The 14,745-nt window shown below is 72.0% G+C and carries 16 protein-coding genes; 9 read left to right on the top strand and 7 right to left on the bottom strand.

The annotated features are described in order from the left end of the window. Both ACQSSQ_RS18785 and dapA read right to left on the bottom strand, forming a co-directional pair. Nucleotides 1-1,692 (bottom strand): ribonuclease J, encoded by a 1,692-nt coding sequence (locus ACQSSQ_RS18785; RefSeq protein ID WP_431328649.1) that lies wholly within the window; start codon nucleotides 1,690-1,692, stop codon nucleotides 1-3. Nucleotides 1,693-1,695: 3 nt separating this feature from the next. Next, complete coding sequence (dapA, locus tag ACQSSQ_RS18790) at nucleotides 1,696-2,613, bottom strand: 4-hydroxy-tetrahydrodipicolinate synthase (protein WP_431328650.1); 918 nt, start codon at nucleotides 2,611-2,613, stop codon at nucleotides 1,696-1,698. A gap of 231 nt (nucleotides 2,614-2,844) precedes the next feature. On the opposite strand from dapA, the gene ACQSSQ_RS18795 reads away from it, so the two are divergent. Continuing rightward, on the top strand, nucleotides 2,845-3,660 hold the full coding sequence (locus ACQSSQ_RS18795; RefSeq protein WP_431328651.1) for a thioesterase family protein: 816 nt from the start codon (nucleotides 2,845-2,847) through the stop codon (nucleotides 3,658-3,660). On the opposite strand, the gene ACQSSQ_RS18800 is transcribed toward ACQSSQ_RS18795, so the two are convergent. Continuing rightward, the gene (locus ACQSSQ_RS18800; RefSeq protein ID WP_431328652.1) at nucleotides 3,653-4,198 is read right to left on the bottom strand and encodes a dihydrofolate reductase; all 546 of its coding nucleotides are present in this window, start codon (nucleotides 4,196-4,198) and stop codon (nucleotides 3,653-3,655) included. The two genes, ACQSSQ_RS18795 and ACQSSQ_RS18800, sit on opposite strands and share 8 nt — an antisense overlap. After that, on the bottom strand, nucleotides 4,195-5,007 hold the full coding sequence (locus ACQSSQ_RS18805; RefSeq protein WP_431328653.1) for a thymidylate synthase: 813 nt from the start codon (nucleotides 5,005-5,007) through the stop codon (nucleotides 4,195-4,197). The genes ACQSSQ_RS18800 and ACQSSQ_RS18805 overlap by 4 nt, the downstream gene beginning before the upstream one ends. A 39-nt stretch (nucleotides 5,008-5,046) precedes the next feature. Here ACQSSQ_RS18805 and ACQSSQ_RS18810 point away from each other — a divergent pair, with 39 nt between their 5' ends. The 5 genes from ACQSSQ_RS18810 to ACQSSQ_RS18830 are packed head-to-tail and all read left to right on the top strand — an operon-like array spanning nucleotide 5,047 to nucleotide 7,947. Then, a complete protein-coding gene (locus ACQSSQ_RS18810) occupies nucleotides 5,047-5,601 on the top strand; it encodes a GNAT family N-acetyltransferase (protein WP_431328654.1) in 555 nt (184 codons plus the stop codon). Beyond that, the gene (locus ACQSSQ_RS18815; protein ID WP_431328655.1) at nucleotides 5,594-6,238 is read left to right on the top strand and encodes a DUF2461 domain-containing protein; all 645 of its coding nucleotides are present in this window, start codon (nucleotides 5,594-5,596) and stop codon (nucleotides 6,236-6,238) included. Before ACQSSQ_RS18810 ends, ACQSSQ_RS18815 begins: the two co-directional genes overlap by 8 nt. Then, nucleotides 6,228-7,010 (top strand): AzlC family ABC transporter permease, encoded by a 783-nt coding sequence (locus tag ACQSSQ_RS18820; RefSeq protein WP_431328656.1) that lies wholly within the window; start codon nucleotides 6,228-6,230, stop codon nucleotides 7,008-7,010. Before ACQSSQ_RS18815 ends, ACQSSQ_RS18820 begins: the two co-directional genes overlap by 11 nt. Beyond that, nucleotides 7,007-7,306, top strand: coding sequence for an AzlD domain-containing protein (locus ACQSSQ_RS18825; protein ID WP_431328657.1), 300 nt, complete (start codon nucleotides 7,007-7,009; stop codon nucleotides 7,304-7,306). The genes ACQSSQ_RS18820 and ACQSSQ_RS18825 overlap by 4 nt, the downstream gene beginning before the upstream one ends. Nucleotides 7,307-7,356: 50 nt before the next feature. Beyond that, on the top strand, nucleotides 7,357-7,947 hold the full coding sequence (locus ACQSSQ_RS18830; RefSeq protein ID WP_431328658.1) for a GNAT family N-acetyltransferase: 591 nt from the start codon (nucleotides 7,357-7,359) through the stop codon (nucleotides 7,945-7,947). Between the two features lie 7 nt (nucleotides 7,948-7,954). Here the strand turns inward: ACQSSQ_RS18830 and dapB are convergent, their stop codons facing one another. Then, complete coding sequence (dapB, locus tag ACQSSQ_RS18835) at nucleotides 7,955-8,707, bottom strand: 4-hydroxy-tetrahydrodipicolinate reductase (protein ID WP_431328659.1); 753 nt, start codon at nucleotides 8,705-8,707, stop codon at nucleotides 7,955-7,957. Between the two features lie 78 nt (nucleotides 8,708-8,785). Between dapB and ACQSSQ_RS18840 the strand changes: the two genes are divergently transcribed. Then, nucleotides 8,786-9,829, top strand: coding sequence for an NYN domain-containing protein (locus ACQSSQ_RS18840; RefSeq protein ID WP_431328660.1), 1,044 nt, complete (start codon nucleotides 8,786-8,788; stop codon nucleotides 9,827-9,829). A 170-nt stretch (nucleotides 9,830-9,999) separates the two neighbouring features. Beyond that, nucleotides 10,000-10,203, top strand: a complete 204-nt coding sequence (locus tag ACQSSQ_RS18845; protein WP_431328661.1) for a cold-shock protein — start codon at nucleotides 10,000-10,002, stop codon at nucleotides 10,201-10,203. 36 nt (nucleotides 10,204-10,239) lie between these two features. Here the strand turns inward: ACQSSQ_RS18845 and kynU are convergent, their stop codons facing one another. Both kynU and ACQSSQ_RS18855 read right to left on the bottom strand, forming a co-directional pair. Then, nucleotides 10,240-11,457: a kynureninase gene (kynU, locus tag ACQSSQ_RS18850; RefSeq protein WP_431328662.1), complete on the bottom strand. Its 1,218-nt coding sequence runs from the start codon at nucleotides 11,455-11,457 to the stop codon at nucleotides 10,240-10,242. Further along, nucleotides 11,454-14,165, bottom strand: a complete 2,712-nt coding sequence (locus ACQSSQ_RS18855) for a cation-translocating P-type ATPase (protein WP_431328663.1) — start codon at nucleotides 14,163-14,165, stop codon at nucleotides 11,454-11,456. The genes kynU and ACQSSQ_RS18855 overlap by 4 nt, the downstream gene beginning before the upstream one ends. A 153-nt stretch (nucleotides 14,166-14,318) precedes the next feature. Here ACQSSQ_RS18855 and ACQSSQ_RS18860 point away from each other — a divergent pair, with 153 nt between their 5' ends. Continuing rightward, nucleotides 14,319-14,732 (top strand): TIGR03667 family PPOX class F420-dependent oxidoreductase, encoded by a 414-nt coding sequence (locus ACQSSQ_RS18860; RefSeq protein WP_431328664.1) that lies wholly within the window; start codon nucleotides 14,319-14,321, stop codon nucleotides 14,730-14,732. The last annotated feature ends 13 nt before the right edge of the window (nucleotides 14,733-14,745 follow it).

A 14,745-nucleotide genomic window follows, 5' to 3' on the forward strand; every position in this document is an offset into this window, starting at 1 on the left:
TCAGGCCTCCAGGACGACCGGCACGATCATCGGGCGCCGCCGGTGCGCGCCCGAGACCCAGCGGCCGACCGTCCGGCGGATGACCTGCTGGAGCTGGTGCGTGTCGTACGTCCCGTCGCTGACCGCGTCCGCGAGCGCCTGCTCGATGCGCGGGACGATCTCGGTGAAGATCGAGTCGTCCTCGGCGAAGCCGCGGGCCTGGATCTCGGGGCCGCTGACCACCTTGCCGGTCGTGGAGTCGATGACCACGATGACCGAGACGAAGCCTTCCTCGCCGAGGATCCGGCGGTCCTTGAGCTCGGACTCGGTGATGTCGCCGACCGACGAGCCGTCGACGTAGACGTAGCCGCAGTCGACCTTGCCGGTCACGCGCGCGCGACCGTCCACGAGGTCCACGACGAAGCCGTCCTCGGCGATCACGACGCGGTCGTGCTCCACCCCGGTCGCCCGCGCGAGCGCGGCGTTGGCGTGCAGGTGGCGCATCTCGCCGTGCACCGGCATCACGTTGCTCGGCTTGACGATGTTGTAGCAGTAGAGGAGCTCGCCGGCCGAAGCGTGGCCGGAGACGTGGACCAGCGCGTTGCCCTTGTGCACCACGCGGGCGCCGAGCCGGATGAGCCCGTCGATCACGCGGTAGACGGCGTTCTCGTTGCCCGGGATCAGCGAGCTCGCGAGCACGACGGTGTCGCCGGGCTCGATGCGGACCGAGTCGTGCGAGTTGGCCGCGATGCGCGACAGCGCCGCCATCGGCTCGCCCTGCGACCCCGTCGAGACGAGCACGAGCTCCTCGGGGCGGTAGTCGGAGATCTTGCGCCCGTCGACGATCACGCCGTCGGGCACGTGGAGGTAGCCGAGCTCGCGGGCGATCTGCATGTTGCGGATCATCGAGCGCCCGATGTACGCGACCTTGCGGCCGTGCTTGACCGCAGCGTCGAGGATCTGCTGGACGCGGTGCACGTGCGAGGCGAAGCAGGCGGTGATGATGCGCTGCTGGCTCTGCGCGAAGACCCGGTCGAGCACCGGCGAGATGTCGCGCTCGGTGGTCGTGAAGCCGGGGACGTCGGCGTTGGTGGAGTCGGTGAGGAACAGGTCGACCCCGGCCTCGCCCAGGCGCGCGAACGCCCGGAGGTCGGTGATGCGGCCGTCGAGCGGCAGCTGGTCCATCTTGAAGTCGCCGGTGTGGATCACCAGGCCGGCCTCGGTGCGGATGGCGACCGCCAGCGCGTCCGGGATCGAGTGGTTCACGGCGACGAACTCGAGGTCGAACGGCGCGAGCGTCAGCGTGTCGTCCTCGGCCACCACGTACTTCGGCACGTCCTTGAGCCGGTGCTCGCGCAGCTTGGAGTCGACCAGCGCAAGGGTCAGCCGGGAGCCGACGAGCGGGATGTCGCCCCGCTCGCGCAGCAGGTACGGGACGCCGCCGATGTGGTCCTCGTGACCGTGGGTGAGGACGATCGCGACGATGTCGTCGAGCCGGTCCCGGATCGGCGCGAAGTCGGGAAGGATCAGGTCGACGCCGGGCTGGTGGTCCTCGGGGAAGAGGACGCCGCAGTCCACGACGAGGAGCTTGCCGGCGTGCTCGAACACGGTCATGTTGCGACCGATCTCGCCGAGGCCACCGAGCGCGATCACGCGCAGGCCGTCGGCGGGAAGCTCCGGCGGTGCGCCGAGCTCGGGGTGCGGATGGCTCATGAATCAGTCCTTCAGCAGGGAGGCGTCGCGCAGCACACGTGCCAGCTCCGCCACCTGCTCGTCGGTCGCGTCCACGTAGGGCGAACGCGTGGTCCGGTTGTCGATCACGCCGAGCAGCTGCATCGCTGCCTTCGACATGATCGCTCCCTGGGAGGTCGGTGACATGATCGCGGCGACGACGTCGAGCAGCTCCTCGTTGATCGCGCGCGCGTCCTTGAGGCGTCCGTCGTCGACCGCGCGCACCATCGAGGCGTACTGCGCGGCGGCGACGTGGCTGACGACCGACACGACGCCCGCGGCGCCCGTGACGAGCCACGCGAGGTTGAGCGCGTCGTCGCCCGAGTAGAGCGCGAGGCCGGTGTCACGCATGACCGCGGCGCCTCCGGCGAGGTCGCCGACGGCGTCCTTCACCGCGACGATGGCCTCGTGCCGGGCCACCTCCGCGTACGTCTCGGGCGAGATGCGGACGATCGCGCGACCCGGGATGTCGTACAGCATCACGGGCACGCCACCGCCGGCGTCGGCGACGGTCGTGAAGTGGCGGACGAGCCCGGCCTGCGGGGGCTTGTTGTAGTACGGCGAGACGAGGAGCATGCCGTGCGCGCCCTCGGCGGCGGCCTGGCGGGCGAGACGGGCGGAGGCCTGCGTGTCGTTGTTGCCGACACCGGCGACGACGGAGGCGCGGTCGCCCACGGCCTCGAGCACGGCGGCGAGGAGGCGCCCGTCCTCCTCAGGGTTGGTCGTCGGGGACTCACCCGTGGTGCCGCTCACGACGAGGCCGTCGGAGCCTTCGTCGACGAGGTGCGCCGCCAGCTTGGCCGCGGCGTCGAGGTCGAGGGCGCCGTCCGGGGTGAACGGCGTCACCATGGCGGTCAGCACCCGGCCGAACGGGGCCGAGGGTGTGGCGAGCGGTGAGGTCATGGGCACCACGCTACCGCCTGGGCGCCGCTGGAGTTCCGCCGGTCGAATGCGACATATCCGTCCGTCGGACCGACCGCGTCCGGACATGGAAGGTCCCGATCCTGTCCGCTCGGGGGCCCGGACAGGACCGGGACACACATGAGATCGTCCAGGGCCACCCGGGTGTTACAGCCGATCGCGATCTGTCTCATGTGATCTAGGTCACACCAGGCCTTCCCTAGACTGCGCGGCGTGAGCAGTCCCTCCGCGTTCGACCGCGACACCGCCTCCCGACCCGCGTCCGATCCCCCCTCGGAGTCACCGTCCCGTACGAGACTGGCGACCCTGACCGATCGGTGGCACACGCCGAACGCCACTCCGAACGGGGGCTACGTGCTCGCGACGATGCTGAGGGCGGTGGGTGCCGACGCCGCGTACCCCGACCCGCTCGTCGCGGCAGCGACGTACTTCAAGCCCGCGGTCGTGGGCGAGGCGACGATCACCACCGACCAGCTGCGGCGCGGGCGCCGGATCGCGACGTACGCGTCGACGCTCGCCCAGTCCGGAGGGCCGGTCACCCACCTGGTCGCGAGCTTCACCGACCGGGCGGCGACGGAGGGACCCAGCGTCGAGCTCGGCCGCGCACCTGACCTGCCCCGGCCCGAGGCCTGCCCGCCGTTCACCCCCGCGCCGGCCTTCGCCTCGGCGACGGTCGCCGAGCGCGTCGAGTACCGCTTCGTCGATCCCCCGGCCTGGGCCGGAGGTCTGCCCAGCGGCGACCCCATCGGGGAGTACTGGGTCCGCTTCACCGACGGTCGGCCGATCGACCTGTACGCCCTGGCGTTCCTGGTCGACGCGTACCCGCCTGCGGTGGCCGAGCTGGCAGAGGCGAGCGACGTCACGGTCCAGCTGACGATCCACTTCCACCGCGTGCCGACCTCGGAGTGGGTCGCGGGCCGGGTGAGCACGCGGCACCTCGTCGACGGCTACCACGAGGAGGACATGGAGCTGTGGGACGCGAGCGGCAACCTCGTCGCCCAGTCGCGTCAGCTCGTCCTGGTCACCTGAGCCGACGGACCCGCTCGTAGGTGACGACGCGGTAGCCGTCGTACGGGACCGCGTCGACCTCGCGCCACTGCGACCAGTCCACCTCGGGGAACCACGCATCGCCCTCCGGCGCCGCGTCGACGTGGGTGAGGACCATCCGGTCGGCCCGCCCGAGGGTCTGGGCGTAGATCTGCTCCCCGCCGATCACGAACACCTCGGCGTCGAGCTCGGAGGCAAGGTCGAGCGCGCCGTCGACGTCGTTGCTGACGACGACCTCGTCCGGCCCCTTCCACCCCGTGCGGCGCGTCACCACGACGGAGGTGCGGTGGGGCAACGGGCGGCCGATCGAGTCCCACGTCTTGCGCCCCATCACCAGGACGTGGCCGGTCGTCAACGCCTTGAACTGCTTGAGGTCGCCTGTCGGCGGCCAGGGCAGGCCGCCGTCGCGGCCGATCACGCCGTTGGTCCCGACGGCGGCGACGAGCGTGATGCGGGCCCGGTGACCGCCCGGCGCCTGCTCCTCGTCGTCCAGCAGGCGCTGCGTGGTGCGCTGGGTCATACGGCGATCGGGGCCTTGATGCCCGGGTGGGGGTCGTAGCCGGTGATCTTGACCGAGTCGAGCGTGAAGCCGTCGATCGAGGTCACGCCGGGGTCCAGCTCGAGCTGCGGCAGAGCGCGCGGCTCGCGCGACAGCTGCTCGCGCGCCTGGTCGAGGTGGTTCACGTAGAGGTGCGCGTCGCCCAGCGTGTGCACGAAGTCGCCGACCTCCAGGCCCGCGACCTGCGCCACCATGTGGGTCAGCAGGGCGTACGAGGCGATGTTGAACGGGACGCCGAGGAACACGTCGCCCGAGCGCTGGTAGAGCTGGCACGACAAGCGCCCCGGGCCTCCGTCGACGCCTGGCGCGACGTAGAACTGGAACATCGTGTGGCACGGCGCCAGTGCCATGTCGGGCAGGTCGGCGACGTTCCAGGCGCTCACCAGGTGGCGGCGCGAGTCGGGGTCGCGCGCGATCGCGTCGATGACGCCCTGCAGCTGGTCGACGTGCCGCCCGTCGGGGGTCGGCCAGGACCGCCACTGGTAGCCGTAGATCGGGCCCAGCTCGCCCTGGTCGTCGGCCCACTCGTCCCAGATCGAGACGCCGTTCTCCTTGAGGTAGGCCGTGTTGGTGCTGCCCGCGATGAACCACAGGAGCTCGGCGACCACCGACCGGACGTGGACCTTCTTGGTGGTGACGAGCGGGAATCCCTCGCGCAGGTCGAACCGCATCTGGTGACCGAACACGCTCAGCGTGCCGGTGCCCGTCCGGTCGTCCTTCCGGACGCCGTCGTCGAGGATCCGCTGGACGAGGTCGAGGTAGGCGCGCACCTGATCACGCTACGACACCTACCTGACAGAATCGAGCAGGTGACCACTGCCGACACCAGCGTCCGGGTCGCGTGGAGCGCCGACGCCGACGCCATCGCGACGCTCCAGGCGACGGCGTGGCGCGAGCGCTACGCCGACCTCCTCCCGCCCGAACTGATCGCTCAGATCGTGCCCGAGCTGTTCGCCGCCAAGTGGACCGCCTCGCTCGAGCGGCCCGGCGACGCGCGCAACCGCGTGCTCGTCGCGCTGGAGCACAGCACCGTCCGCGGGTTCGCCGTCACCGGTCCGTCCGCCGACGACGACGCCGACCCCGTCGCCGACGGCGAGGTCAGCGAGCTCACCGTCTCGCGCGAGCACCGGCGGGCGGGCCACGGATCACGGCTGCTGCAGGCAGCCGCGGACACGCTGCGCGCCGACCGGTTCACCCGCGCGACGATGTGGCTCGACGCGCGCGACGACGCGCTGAGGCAGTTCGTGCAGAGCACCGGCTGGGCGCCCGACGGGGCTCACCGCGAGGTCGATCCGGTCGGCGACGGCTCCGTACGGCTCAAGCAGGTGAGACTCCACACGACGCTCGGGGGCGACGATGGCTGAGACCGATCACGGGCCCGTCGGCTTCACCGTGGCTGCGGCCGACTTCTACGAGGACCTCGAGAACGACAACTCGCGGACGTTCTGGGCGGCGCACAAGGACGACTACGAGACGCTGGTGCGCCGGCCGATGCTCGCGCTGACCGCCGCGCTCGCGGACGAGTTCGGTCCGGCGAAGGTGTTCCGGCCCTACCGCGACGTGCGCTTCAGCGCCGACAAGACCCCGTACAAGACCCACCAGGGCGCGTTCGTGGCGACCTCGCCGGCGACGGGCTACTACGTCCAGATCGACGCGTCGGGGATCCGCGTCGGCGCGGGCTGGTACGACGCCAGCGCCGAGCGCAAGCACCGGTTCCGCCAGGCCGTCGACGACGGCCGCAAGGGCGCCGCGCTCCAGCGGCTGATCGACTCCCTGGTCGCCGACGGCTACGAGCTGCGCGGGGACAAGGTCAAGACGCAGCCTCGCGGCTGGTCGGCCGACCACCGCCGGATCGAGCTGCTGCGCCACAACACGCTGTCCCTGATGCGCTGGTACGGCACACCCGCCTGGATGAGCACCCCCGGGCTCGCGACGAGGGTCGCCGACGACTGGCGCACGCTCACCCCGCTCCTCGACTGGCACGCCCAGCATGTCGCCTGAGGCGACGGCGCCCACCGACCGCAGCGTCGTCGTCGACTCCCTCGGGGTCGGGCTCGCCACCGGCGCGTACGGCATCTCGTTCGGCGCGATCGGCACCGCGTCCGGGCTGACCGTCCTGCAGACCTGCGTCCTGTCGCTCCTGATGTTCAGCGGCGCGTCGCAGTTCGCCTTCGCCGGGGTCGTCGCCGCGGGCGGCAACCCGTTGACCGGCGGGGTCACGGCCGTGCTCCTCGGCAGCCGCAACATGTTCTACGGCCTCGGGCTGGCCCCCCGCCTGCGCGTCCACGGGTGGCGCCGCCTGGTCGCCGCCCAGCTGGTGATCGACGAGTCGACGGCGATGGGCGTCGCGCGCGAGAGCGACCGGCACGCACGGATCGGGTTCTACGTCACGGGGACCTCCATCTTCGTCCTCTGGAACCTCATGACGTTCGTCGGCGCCCTCGCCGGCAACGCGCTCGGCGACCCACGGACGTACGGTCTCGACGCGGCGGTCGGCGCGGCGTTCCTCGCGCTGCTGTGGCCACGCCTCACCGCGTGGCCACAGCAGCGTCTGGTCGCCGTCATCGGCGCACTCGTGGCGATCGGCACGGTGCCGCTCACACCGGCGGGCGCACCGATCATCGTCGGCGGCGCGGTCGCGGTCCTCGCGGGCCTCTGGCTGACCCGCCGGACCAGCGAGGCGGAGATCACCGAGGAGCTCGAGCACCCAGAGGACACGCATCACCACCATCCACCTCACCACGCCGAGCACCGCGAGGAGGGCACGCCGTGATCTGGTGGGCGGTGATCGCCGCGTCCGTCGCGTGCTACGGACTCAAGCTGGCAGGGCTGTCGGTGCCCGACCGCGTCCTGGAGCACCCCCTGACCGTGCGGGTGGCGGCGCTGATCCCGGTCGGGCTCCTGGGTGCCCTGGTCGCGGTCCAGGTGTTCGCCGACGGGCAGGCGCTCGTGGTCGACGCCCGGCTCGTCGGCCTCGGCGTCGCGGTGGTGCTGCTCCTCGTGCGCGCGCCGTTCCTCGTGGTGGTCGGCGCCGCGGCGCTCGCGGCCGCCCTCGTACGGCTCCTCTGAGCGGCTAGGGTTCGGACGCGTACGGGTGCGCGACGAGCGGAGCGGGCGGGATGGTCGAGACGGACGTCGTGGTCCGGCGGGGAGACGAGCGACTCCGCCGCGCCATCGCCGAGGTGTACGCGCGCAGCTTCGCGGCGGACTTCGTCGCGTTCTCGCGCGACACGGACAAGCTGGCGGACGCTTTCGAGCACATGCTGATCCCGGACCGGTTCTTCGTCGCGCTCGTGGGCGGGGAGCCCGCCGGGCTCGCCTCGCTCACCGAGGGCGACCAGACGCTGTTCGCCCCCCGCTGGCAGGAGATCCGTCGCCACCTCGGGCTGGTGCGCGGGTCGCTCTGCTACGTGGTGGTCCGCCGATGGTTCATGCGTCGCTCCGCCGACGCCCGGCCCGGCCTCGCCGAGATCGGGTTCGTCGCCACCGAGCCGGCGTACCAGGGCCGCGGTGTCGCGACCGCGCTGCTCCGCCGGCTGCTGGCGCTCCCCGGGTACCAGGAGTACGTGCTTGAGGACATCAAGGACACCAACGCCCCCGCGCTCGCCGTCTACTCCAAGCTCGGCTTCACGGTGTACAAGCGTCGCAAGGTGCGCTTCGCCCGTCGCGCGGGCTTCACCGAGCTCGTGTCGATGAAGCTCGTGCAGTAACTGCCGATCACTCCAGACCGAGCACCGCGTCGAGCCCGACGGTCACGCCCGGCCGCGCGCCCACGCCCCGGACCCCGGCGACGACACCGGGCATGAACGACTCCCGGTGCACCGAGTCGTGGCGGATCGTCAGCGTCTCCCCCACGTCGCCGAACAGCACCTCCTGGTGCGCGACCAGGCCGCGCGCACGGACGGCGTGCACGTGGATCCCCTCGACGACCGCCCCGCGCGCCCCGAGGGGGTCCGACGTGGTCGCGTCGGGCACCGGGCCGGTGCCGGCGGCCGCACGGGCCTCGGCGATCAGCTCCGCGGTGCGCGTCGCGGTTCCGGACGGCGCGTCGACCTTGTCCGGGTGGTGGAGCTCGACGACCTCGACGGACTCGTAGTACGGCGCGGCGATCTGGGCGAACCGCATCATCAGCACGGCGCCGATCGAGAAGTTCGGGACGATCAGCACACCGACGTCCGGCGAGGCGCTCGCGAGCTCGCGCACCTCCGCGATGCGGGCGTCGTCGAACCCCGACGTCCCGACGACGGCGTGGATCCCGTTCGCGAGGCAGAAGCGCAGGTTGTCCATCACGACCGACGGGCTGGTGAAGTCCACGACGACGTCGGCGCCCGCGTCGAGCAGCTGCTCGATCGGGTCATCGTGGTCGATCGCCGCGACCAGCGACAGCCCCTCGGCGGCCTCGATCGCCCGCACCGACTCCGACCCCATGCGCCCGCGCGCGCCCAGCACCCCGACCTTGATCTCGCTCATGCCCCGATCCTCTCACCGCCCGTCGCCCGCCCTCGTCCGGCAGACTGTCCACGAGACGCACTCGTCAGAAAGGCAGTCATGGCTGAACCCGGCGACACTCGCGTGGCCGTCTACCTCGACTTCGACAACATCGTGATCTCGCGGTACGACCAGGTGAACGGGCGCAACCAGTTCCAGCGCGACAAGGCGCGCGCCTTCTCGACGGCGGAGCACACCGCCGACGACGAGGTCATCGAGAAGCTCGCCCGCGCGACGGTCGACGTCGGGGCGATCATCGACTTCGCCTCGTCCTTCGGCACGCTGGTCCTCACGCGGGCGTACGCCGACTGGTCGGCTCCGGTGAACGCGGAGTACCGCGGCCAGCTCGTCAGCCGCGCCGTCGACCTGGTGCAGCTCTTCCCTGCGGCCGCGTACGGCAAGAACGGCGCCGACATCCGGCTGGCGGTGGACGCGGTCGAGGACATGTTCCGTCTGCCCGACCTCACGCACGTCGTGATCGTGGCCGGCGACTCCGACTACATCGCGCTCGCGCAGCGGTGCAAGCGGCTCGGCCGGTACGTCGTCGGCGTGGGCGTCGCCGGGTCGACGAGCAAGTCGCTGGCCGCGGCCTGCGACGAGATGGTCACGTACGACGCGCTGCCCGGCGTCGAGCCCCCTCCCCCGGCATCGGCGGCGACGGAGAAGCCGGCGAAGGCGACGCGCAAGCGCACCGCCAAGAGCACCCAGCCTGCCCCCTCGGAGGCCGCGACGGCCGACGAGGAGAGCGCCGCCTCCCCCGCCAAGAAGGCGGCCCGCAAGGCCCCGGCACGGTCGACGGTGCCGGTGTTCGCCGAGCCGGGCGCCGACGACGTGGGCGAGCCGGAGCCGGAGGACGCGCAGGAGGGGGCGACTCGGCTGCTCGAGCGCGCGCTGCGCCTCGGGCACGAGAAGGACGACGCGGACTGGCTGCACAGCTCCGCGGTCAAGAGCCAGATGAAGCGGATGGACCCGTCGTTCAACGAGAAGGCGCTCGGCTACCGCTCGTTCTCCGACTTCGTGAAGTCGCGCGACGCCGTGGCGGAGATGGACGACAGCAGCACGGCGCGCCTCGTACGCCTGCGCCCCGGACGCGGCCGCCGCTGACACCCCGCCGGACCGGCGCCGCGGTGGTAGCGTCGAACCTGTTGCATGACGTCACGGCCTCGGACCGGATCCTGACCTCGTCCTCGAGGCTTACGTTCGTCCCCAGGTCGATGTGCGCGCGACACCACCCGCACGCCGTCGCGGCGCGCACGACCGAGGGAGACACCATCATGGCTACCGGCACCGTCAAGTGGTTCAACGCCGACAAGGGCTTCGGCTTCATCGCTCCCGACGACGGGGGCGAGGACGTCTTCGCGCACTTCAGCGCGATCGCGTCGTCCGGCTTCCGCACCCTGGAGGAGAACCAGAAGGTCGAGTTCGACGTCGAGAAGGGGCCGAAGGGCCTCCAGGCCGCCAACATCCGGCCGCTCTGACCTGGGGCGCGGCGGCGCCGCACAGCGCCGCCGCGCTCAGAGTCCCTCGACGATCCTGCGGGTCACGTCCATCGCGGTCCACAGCTCGGCGTACGAGGTGGTGAGCGGCGAGAGCCCGAGCCGGATCATGTCCGGGTTGCGGAAGTCCGGGATCACCTTCGCCTCGTACATCGCCGCGGCGACCTCGCGCGCCCGCGGCCCCCGCACGGTGACGTGACCGCCACGCCGTGAGGGATCGCGCGGCGACGCGACCACGAACCCGTGCGGGGCGAGCCACGCGTCGGCGAGCTCGACGCAGGTCTCGGTGAGCGCGACCGCCTTCTCGCGGATCGTGTCGATCCCGGCCTCGGCGACCAGCGACACCGACGCGTCGACGGCCGCGATCCCGGGGACGTACGCCGTGCCGGACAGCATCGCGCGGATCGACGGGTCGGGCTCGTAGGTCGGGCCCATCGCGAAGCGGTCGGCGCTGCTCCACCAGCCCGTGATCGGCTGCCGTGCCGCGCCGAGGTGCCGCTGCGCGACGTACAGGAAGGCCGGCGCCCCAGGCCCGGCGTTGAGGTACTTGTAGGTGCAGCCGACGGCCAGGTCCGCTCCCGCCTCGTCGAGGGCGACCGGGACCACGCCCGCGGAGTGGCAGAGGTCCCAGATGGCGAGCGCACCGACCTCGTGGACCAGCGCCGTCACGGCCGGGAGGTCGAGCAGGACGCCCGAGCGGTAGTCGACGTGGCTGAGCAGCACCAGCGCCGTACGCTCCGACAGCACCTCCCGCAGCTGGGCGTCCGTCACGCCCTCCACGACGTCCGGACGCAGCCACCGGACGGTCATGCCGCGGGCCGCAGCGACCGACTCCACCAGGTAGCGGTCGGTCGGGAAGTCGGTGTCCGTGGCGACGATCTCGTCGCGGTCCGGGCGCAGGTCGCAGCCGGCGTTGACGACCTTGAAGAGGTTGACCGAGGTCGACTCGGCGATCACGGTCTGTCCCGGTGCGGCCCCGAGGCAGGCCGCCGCGAGCCGGTCTCCGACCTGCTCCGGGAGGTCGAGCCAGCCGTCCTCCCAGCTCCGGATCAGCCGCTCACCCCACTCGCGCCGCAGCACCTCCTCGACCCGCTGGAGGGTCCGCAGCGGCGGGCGGCCGAGCGAGTTGCCGTCGAGGTAGGCCACCGGGTCCTCGGCCCGCAGGAACTCCTCGCGGAACCGCGCCAGGGGGTCCTTCTGGTCGAGCGCGACCGCGTCGTCGAGCGTGAGCGTCATGGCTCGATCTCACCATGGACGCCGCGGAGCCGGTCCACCGCCTTGCCCGCCTCGACCAGGAGGAACACCGCGACCGCGAGCGCCGCGGTGTAGCCCCACACCTCGAGCCCGATCGGCGCGGACTCGAACCACGTGTTCATGAAGGGCAGGTAGACGAACGCGATCTGCGCCACGACCATCGTGGCGGCCGAGATCCAGATCGCCGGGTTGCCGCGCAGCACCGCCGGAGTGAGGCTCGAGGCGTCGAGGTAGCGGGTGTTGAACAGGTACGCGAGCTGGCCGAGCGCGAGCATCGTCACCGCGGCGGTCCGGGCCTCGTCGATCGGCACGCCCGCGCCGTACGCGAGGTTGAACACCAGCAGCGTGGCGCCGCCGATCAGCACCGAGACGACGAGGATGCGCCACCCGTACGCGAGGTCGACCACGGACGCGCGCGGGTCCCTTGGTCGGCGGTCCATGATCCCGGGCTCCGCCTTCTCGTACGCGAGGGCGAGCGACAGGGTCACGGCGGTCACCATGTTGATCCAGAGCACCTGGACCGGCTCGAGCGGCAGGGTCGTCCCGAAGATCACGGCGACGAGCATCACCAGCGACTGCCCGCCGTTGGTCGGGAGGAGGAACAGGACGGACTTGCGGACGTTGTCGTAGATCCGCCGCCCCTCCTCGACCGCGCGCTCGATGGTCGCGAAGTTGTCGTCGGCGAGGACGACGTCGGCCGCCTCCTTCGTCGCCTCGGTCCCCTTGATCCCCATCGCGACGCCGACGTCGGCCTGGGTGAGCGCCGGTGCGTCGTTGACGCCGTCGCCGGTCATCGCGACGACCTCGCGGTGGTGCTGGAGTGCGGAGACGATCCGGATCTTGTGCTCGGGGCTGGTCCGCGCGTAGACGTCGACGTCGCGGACGACGTCCCGCAGCTGCGAGGTGCTCATCTCCTCGAGCTCGGCGCCGGTGAGGACACCGACGCCCGAGCCGTGCACGATGCCCATCTCGCGCCCGATCGCGAGCGCGGTGCCCGCGTGGTCGCCGGTGATCATCTTCACCGCGATCCCCGCGCGGCGGCACTCCGCGATCGCCGCGACGGCCTCGGGACGGGGCGGGTCGACGATGCCGACGAGCCCGACGATCTCGAGACCTTCGCTGACGTCGCCGTCCCCGACGGTCTCGTGGCCGGGCTCGGGGACCGCCACGGCGGCGGCGAGCACCCGCAGCCCCTCTCCCCCGAGCGCGTCGATGTGCTCCTCCCACCACCGGCGGTCCACCGGCTCCGTGGACCCGTCGGCCGCGCGCTGGTGGGAGCACCGGTCGAGGATCCGGTCCGGGGCGCCCTTGACGAAGATGCGGGCGTCGCCGTCCGGCCCGTGGTCGAGCGTGGCCATGTACTTGGTCTGGGAGTCGAACGGCGCCACGTCGACGCGACGCCAGCCGGTGTCGTCGAAGGCGGCCTTGAGCGCGAGGGTCCGCAGCGCGCCGTCGGTCGGGACGCCGACGAGGGTCCAGCCGTCGGAGTCGTCGCGGCGGACGACCGCGTCGTTGCAGCGCGCCATCGCCGTCACCAGCGCGGCCAGGTCCGGGTGGTCGTCGAGGAGCGCGGGGGCGCCCTCGTGGCGGACCTCGCCGTCGGGGGCGTAGCCGATGCCGGTCACCTCGTACGACGCGGCGCGCGTCACGACGGACCGGGCCGTCATCTCGTTCTTGGTGAGCGTGCCGGTCTTGTCCGAGCAGATCGTCGTCACCGAGCCGAGCGCCTCGACAGCCGGGAGGTGGCGCGTGATCGCCCGCTGGCGCGCCATCTGCTGGACGCCCAGGGCGAGGATGATCGTGACCAGCGCGGGGAGGCCCTCCGGCACCGCGGCCACGGCGAAGCCGATCGTCGCCGAGACGAGGTCCGGCACGCTGAAGTCGTGGACGAGGCGCCCGACGAGCACCATCACGACCGCCATCACGGCGATCAGCAGGGCGAGCGCCTTGCCGAAGGCGTCGAGCTGCCGGCTGAGCGGCGTCTCCAACGGCTCGACCTCGTCGACGAGGGTCTGGATCTTGCCGACCTCGGTGCTCTGCCCGGTCGCGGTCACGACGCCGCGGCCGCTCCCCTGCGTCACCAGGGTGCCGGAGAACACCATGTCGCTGCGATCTCCGACGCCGGCGTCGGCGGCGACGACGGCGACGTCCTTGCTGGAGGGCACCGACTCGCCGGTGAGGGCCGACTCCTCCGCCTGGAGGTTCGACGCGCCCACGAGCCGCAGGTCCGCCGGCACCTTGTCGCCGCCGCGGAGCCGGACGACGTCACCGGGGACCAGCGCATCGGCGTCGACCCGTTCCCACCCGCCGTCGCGTCGTACGTCTGCCTGGACGCTCAGCATCGTGCGGATGCCGGCGAGCGCCTTCTCCGCACGCCCCTCCTGGACCAGCCCGATCACCGCGTTGATGACCGCGACCGCCAGGATCACGAAGAAGTCGACCCAGTCCTCGAGGACCGCCTTCGCCGCCGCCGACGCGAGCAGGATGTAGATGAGCGTGTCCTGGAACTGCGCGACCACTCGCTTCCACCACGGCGTCGGCGTCGGGGCCGGGAGGCGGTTCGGCCCGATCTCGTCCAGCCGCCGCTGGGCCTCGGCGGTCGTCAGCCCCTCCCGCGTGCTCCCGAGCCGTTCGAGCACCTCGTCGACCGGCGTCGCCCAGACCGGAGGCTCCTCGGTGATCTGCTGCATCCCCCTATCGAACCGTGCCCGGGCGGCACCCGCACCCCGCACACCGACGCGTCCGGGGTGGCGGGCACCACAGCGTCGGCTTCGGGCCTCCGCCGACCGCGCTACGGTCGAGCAGAGACGCCGGCGTGTGCCGGCGCGGACAGGGGGGAACCGATGACGAACGACGTGACGACGCTGTCCGCCGGGGTGCGCGAGCGGCTCGGGAGCGAGTACGTGGTGTGGCTGACGACCGTGAACGCTGCCGGAGAGCCGATCCCGACGCCCGTGTGGTTCGTCTGGGTCGACGACGAGGTCTGGATCCGCAGCCAGCCTGCCGGCGCAAAGCTCGAGCACGTCGCAGCCAACCCGCACGTGGCGCTCAACCTCAACGCCGACCGTACCGGCGGCGACGTCGTCGTCCTCAACGGCACCGGCAGCGTCGAGACGGTGATGTCCGACGCGGTGTGGGACGCGTACGTGCAGAAGTACGCCGACCAGATCTCCGGTCTCGGGTTCACGCCCGACTCGTTCGCCGCGTCCTACTCGGTCCCGCTGCGGGTGCGCGTCGACCGCGTCCGCGCCTGGTAGCCCGCGACCCGGG

Origin of the sequence: Mumia spirodelae, from assembly GCF_050632745.1 — a bacterium.
Lineage (GTDB): Bacteria > Actinomycetota > Actinomycetes > Propionibacteriales > Nocardioidaceae > Mumia.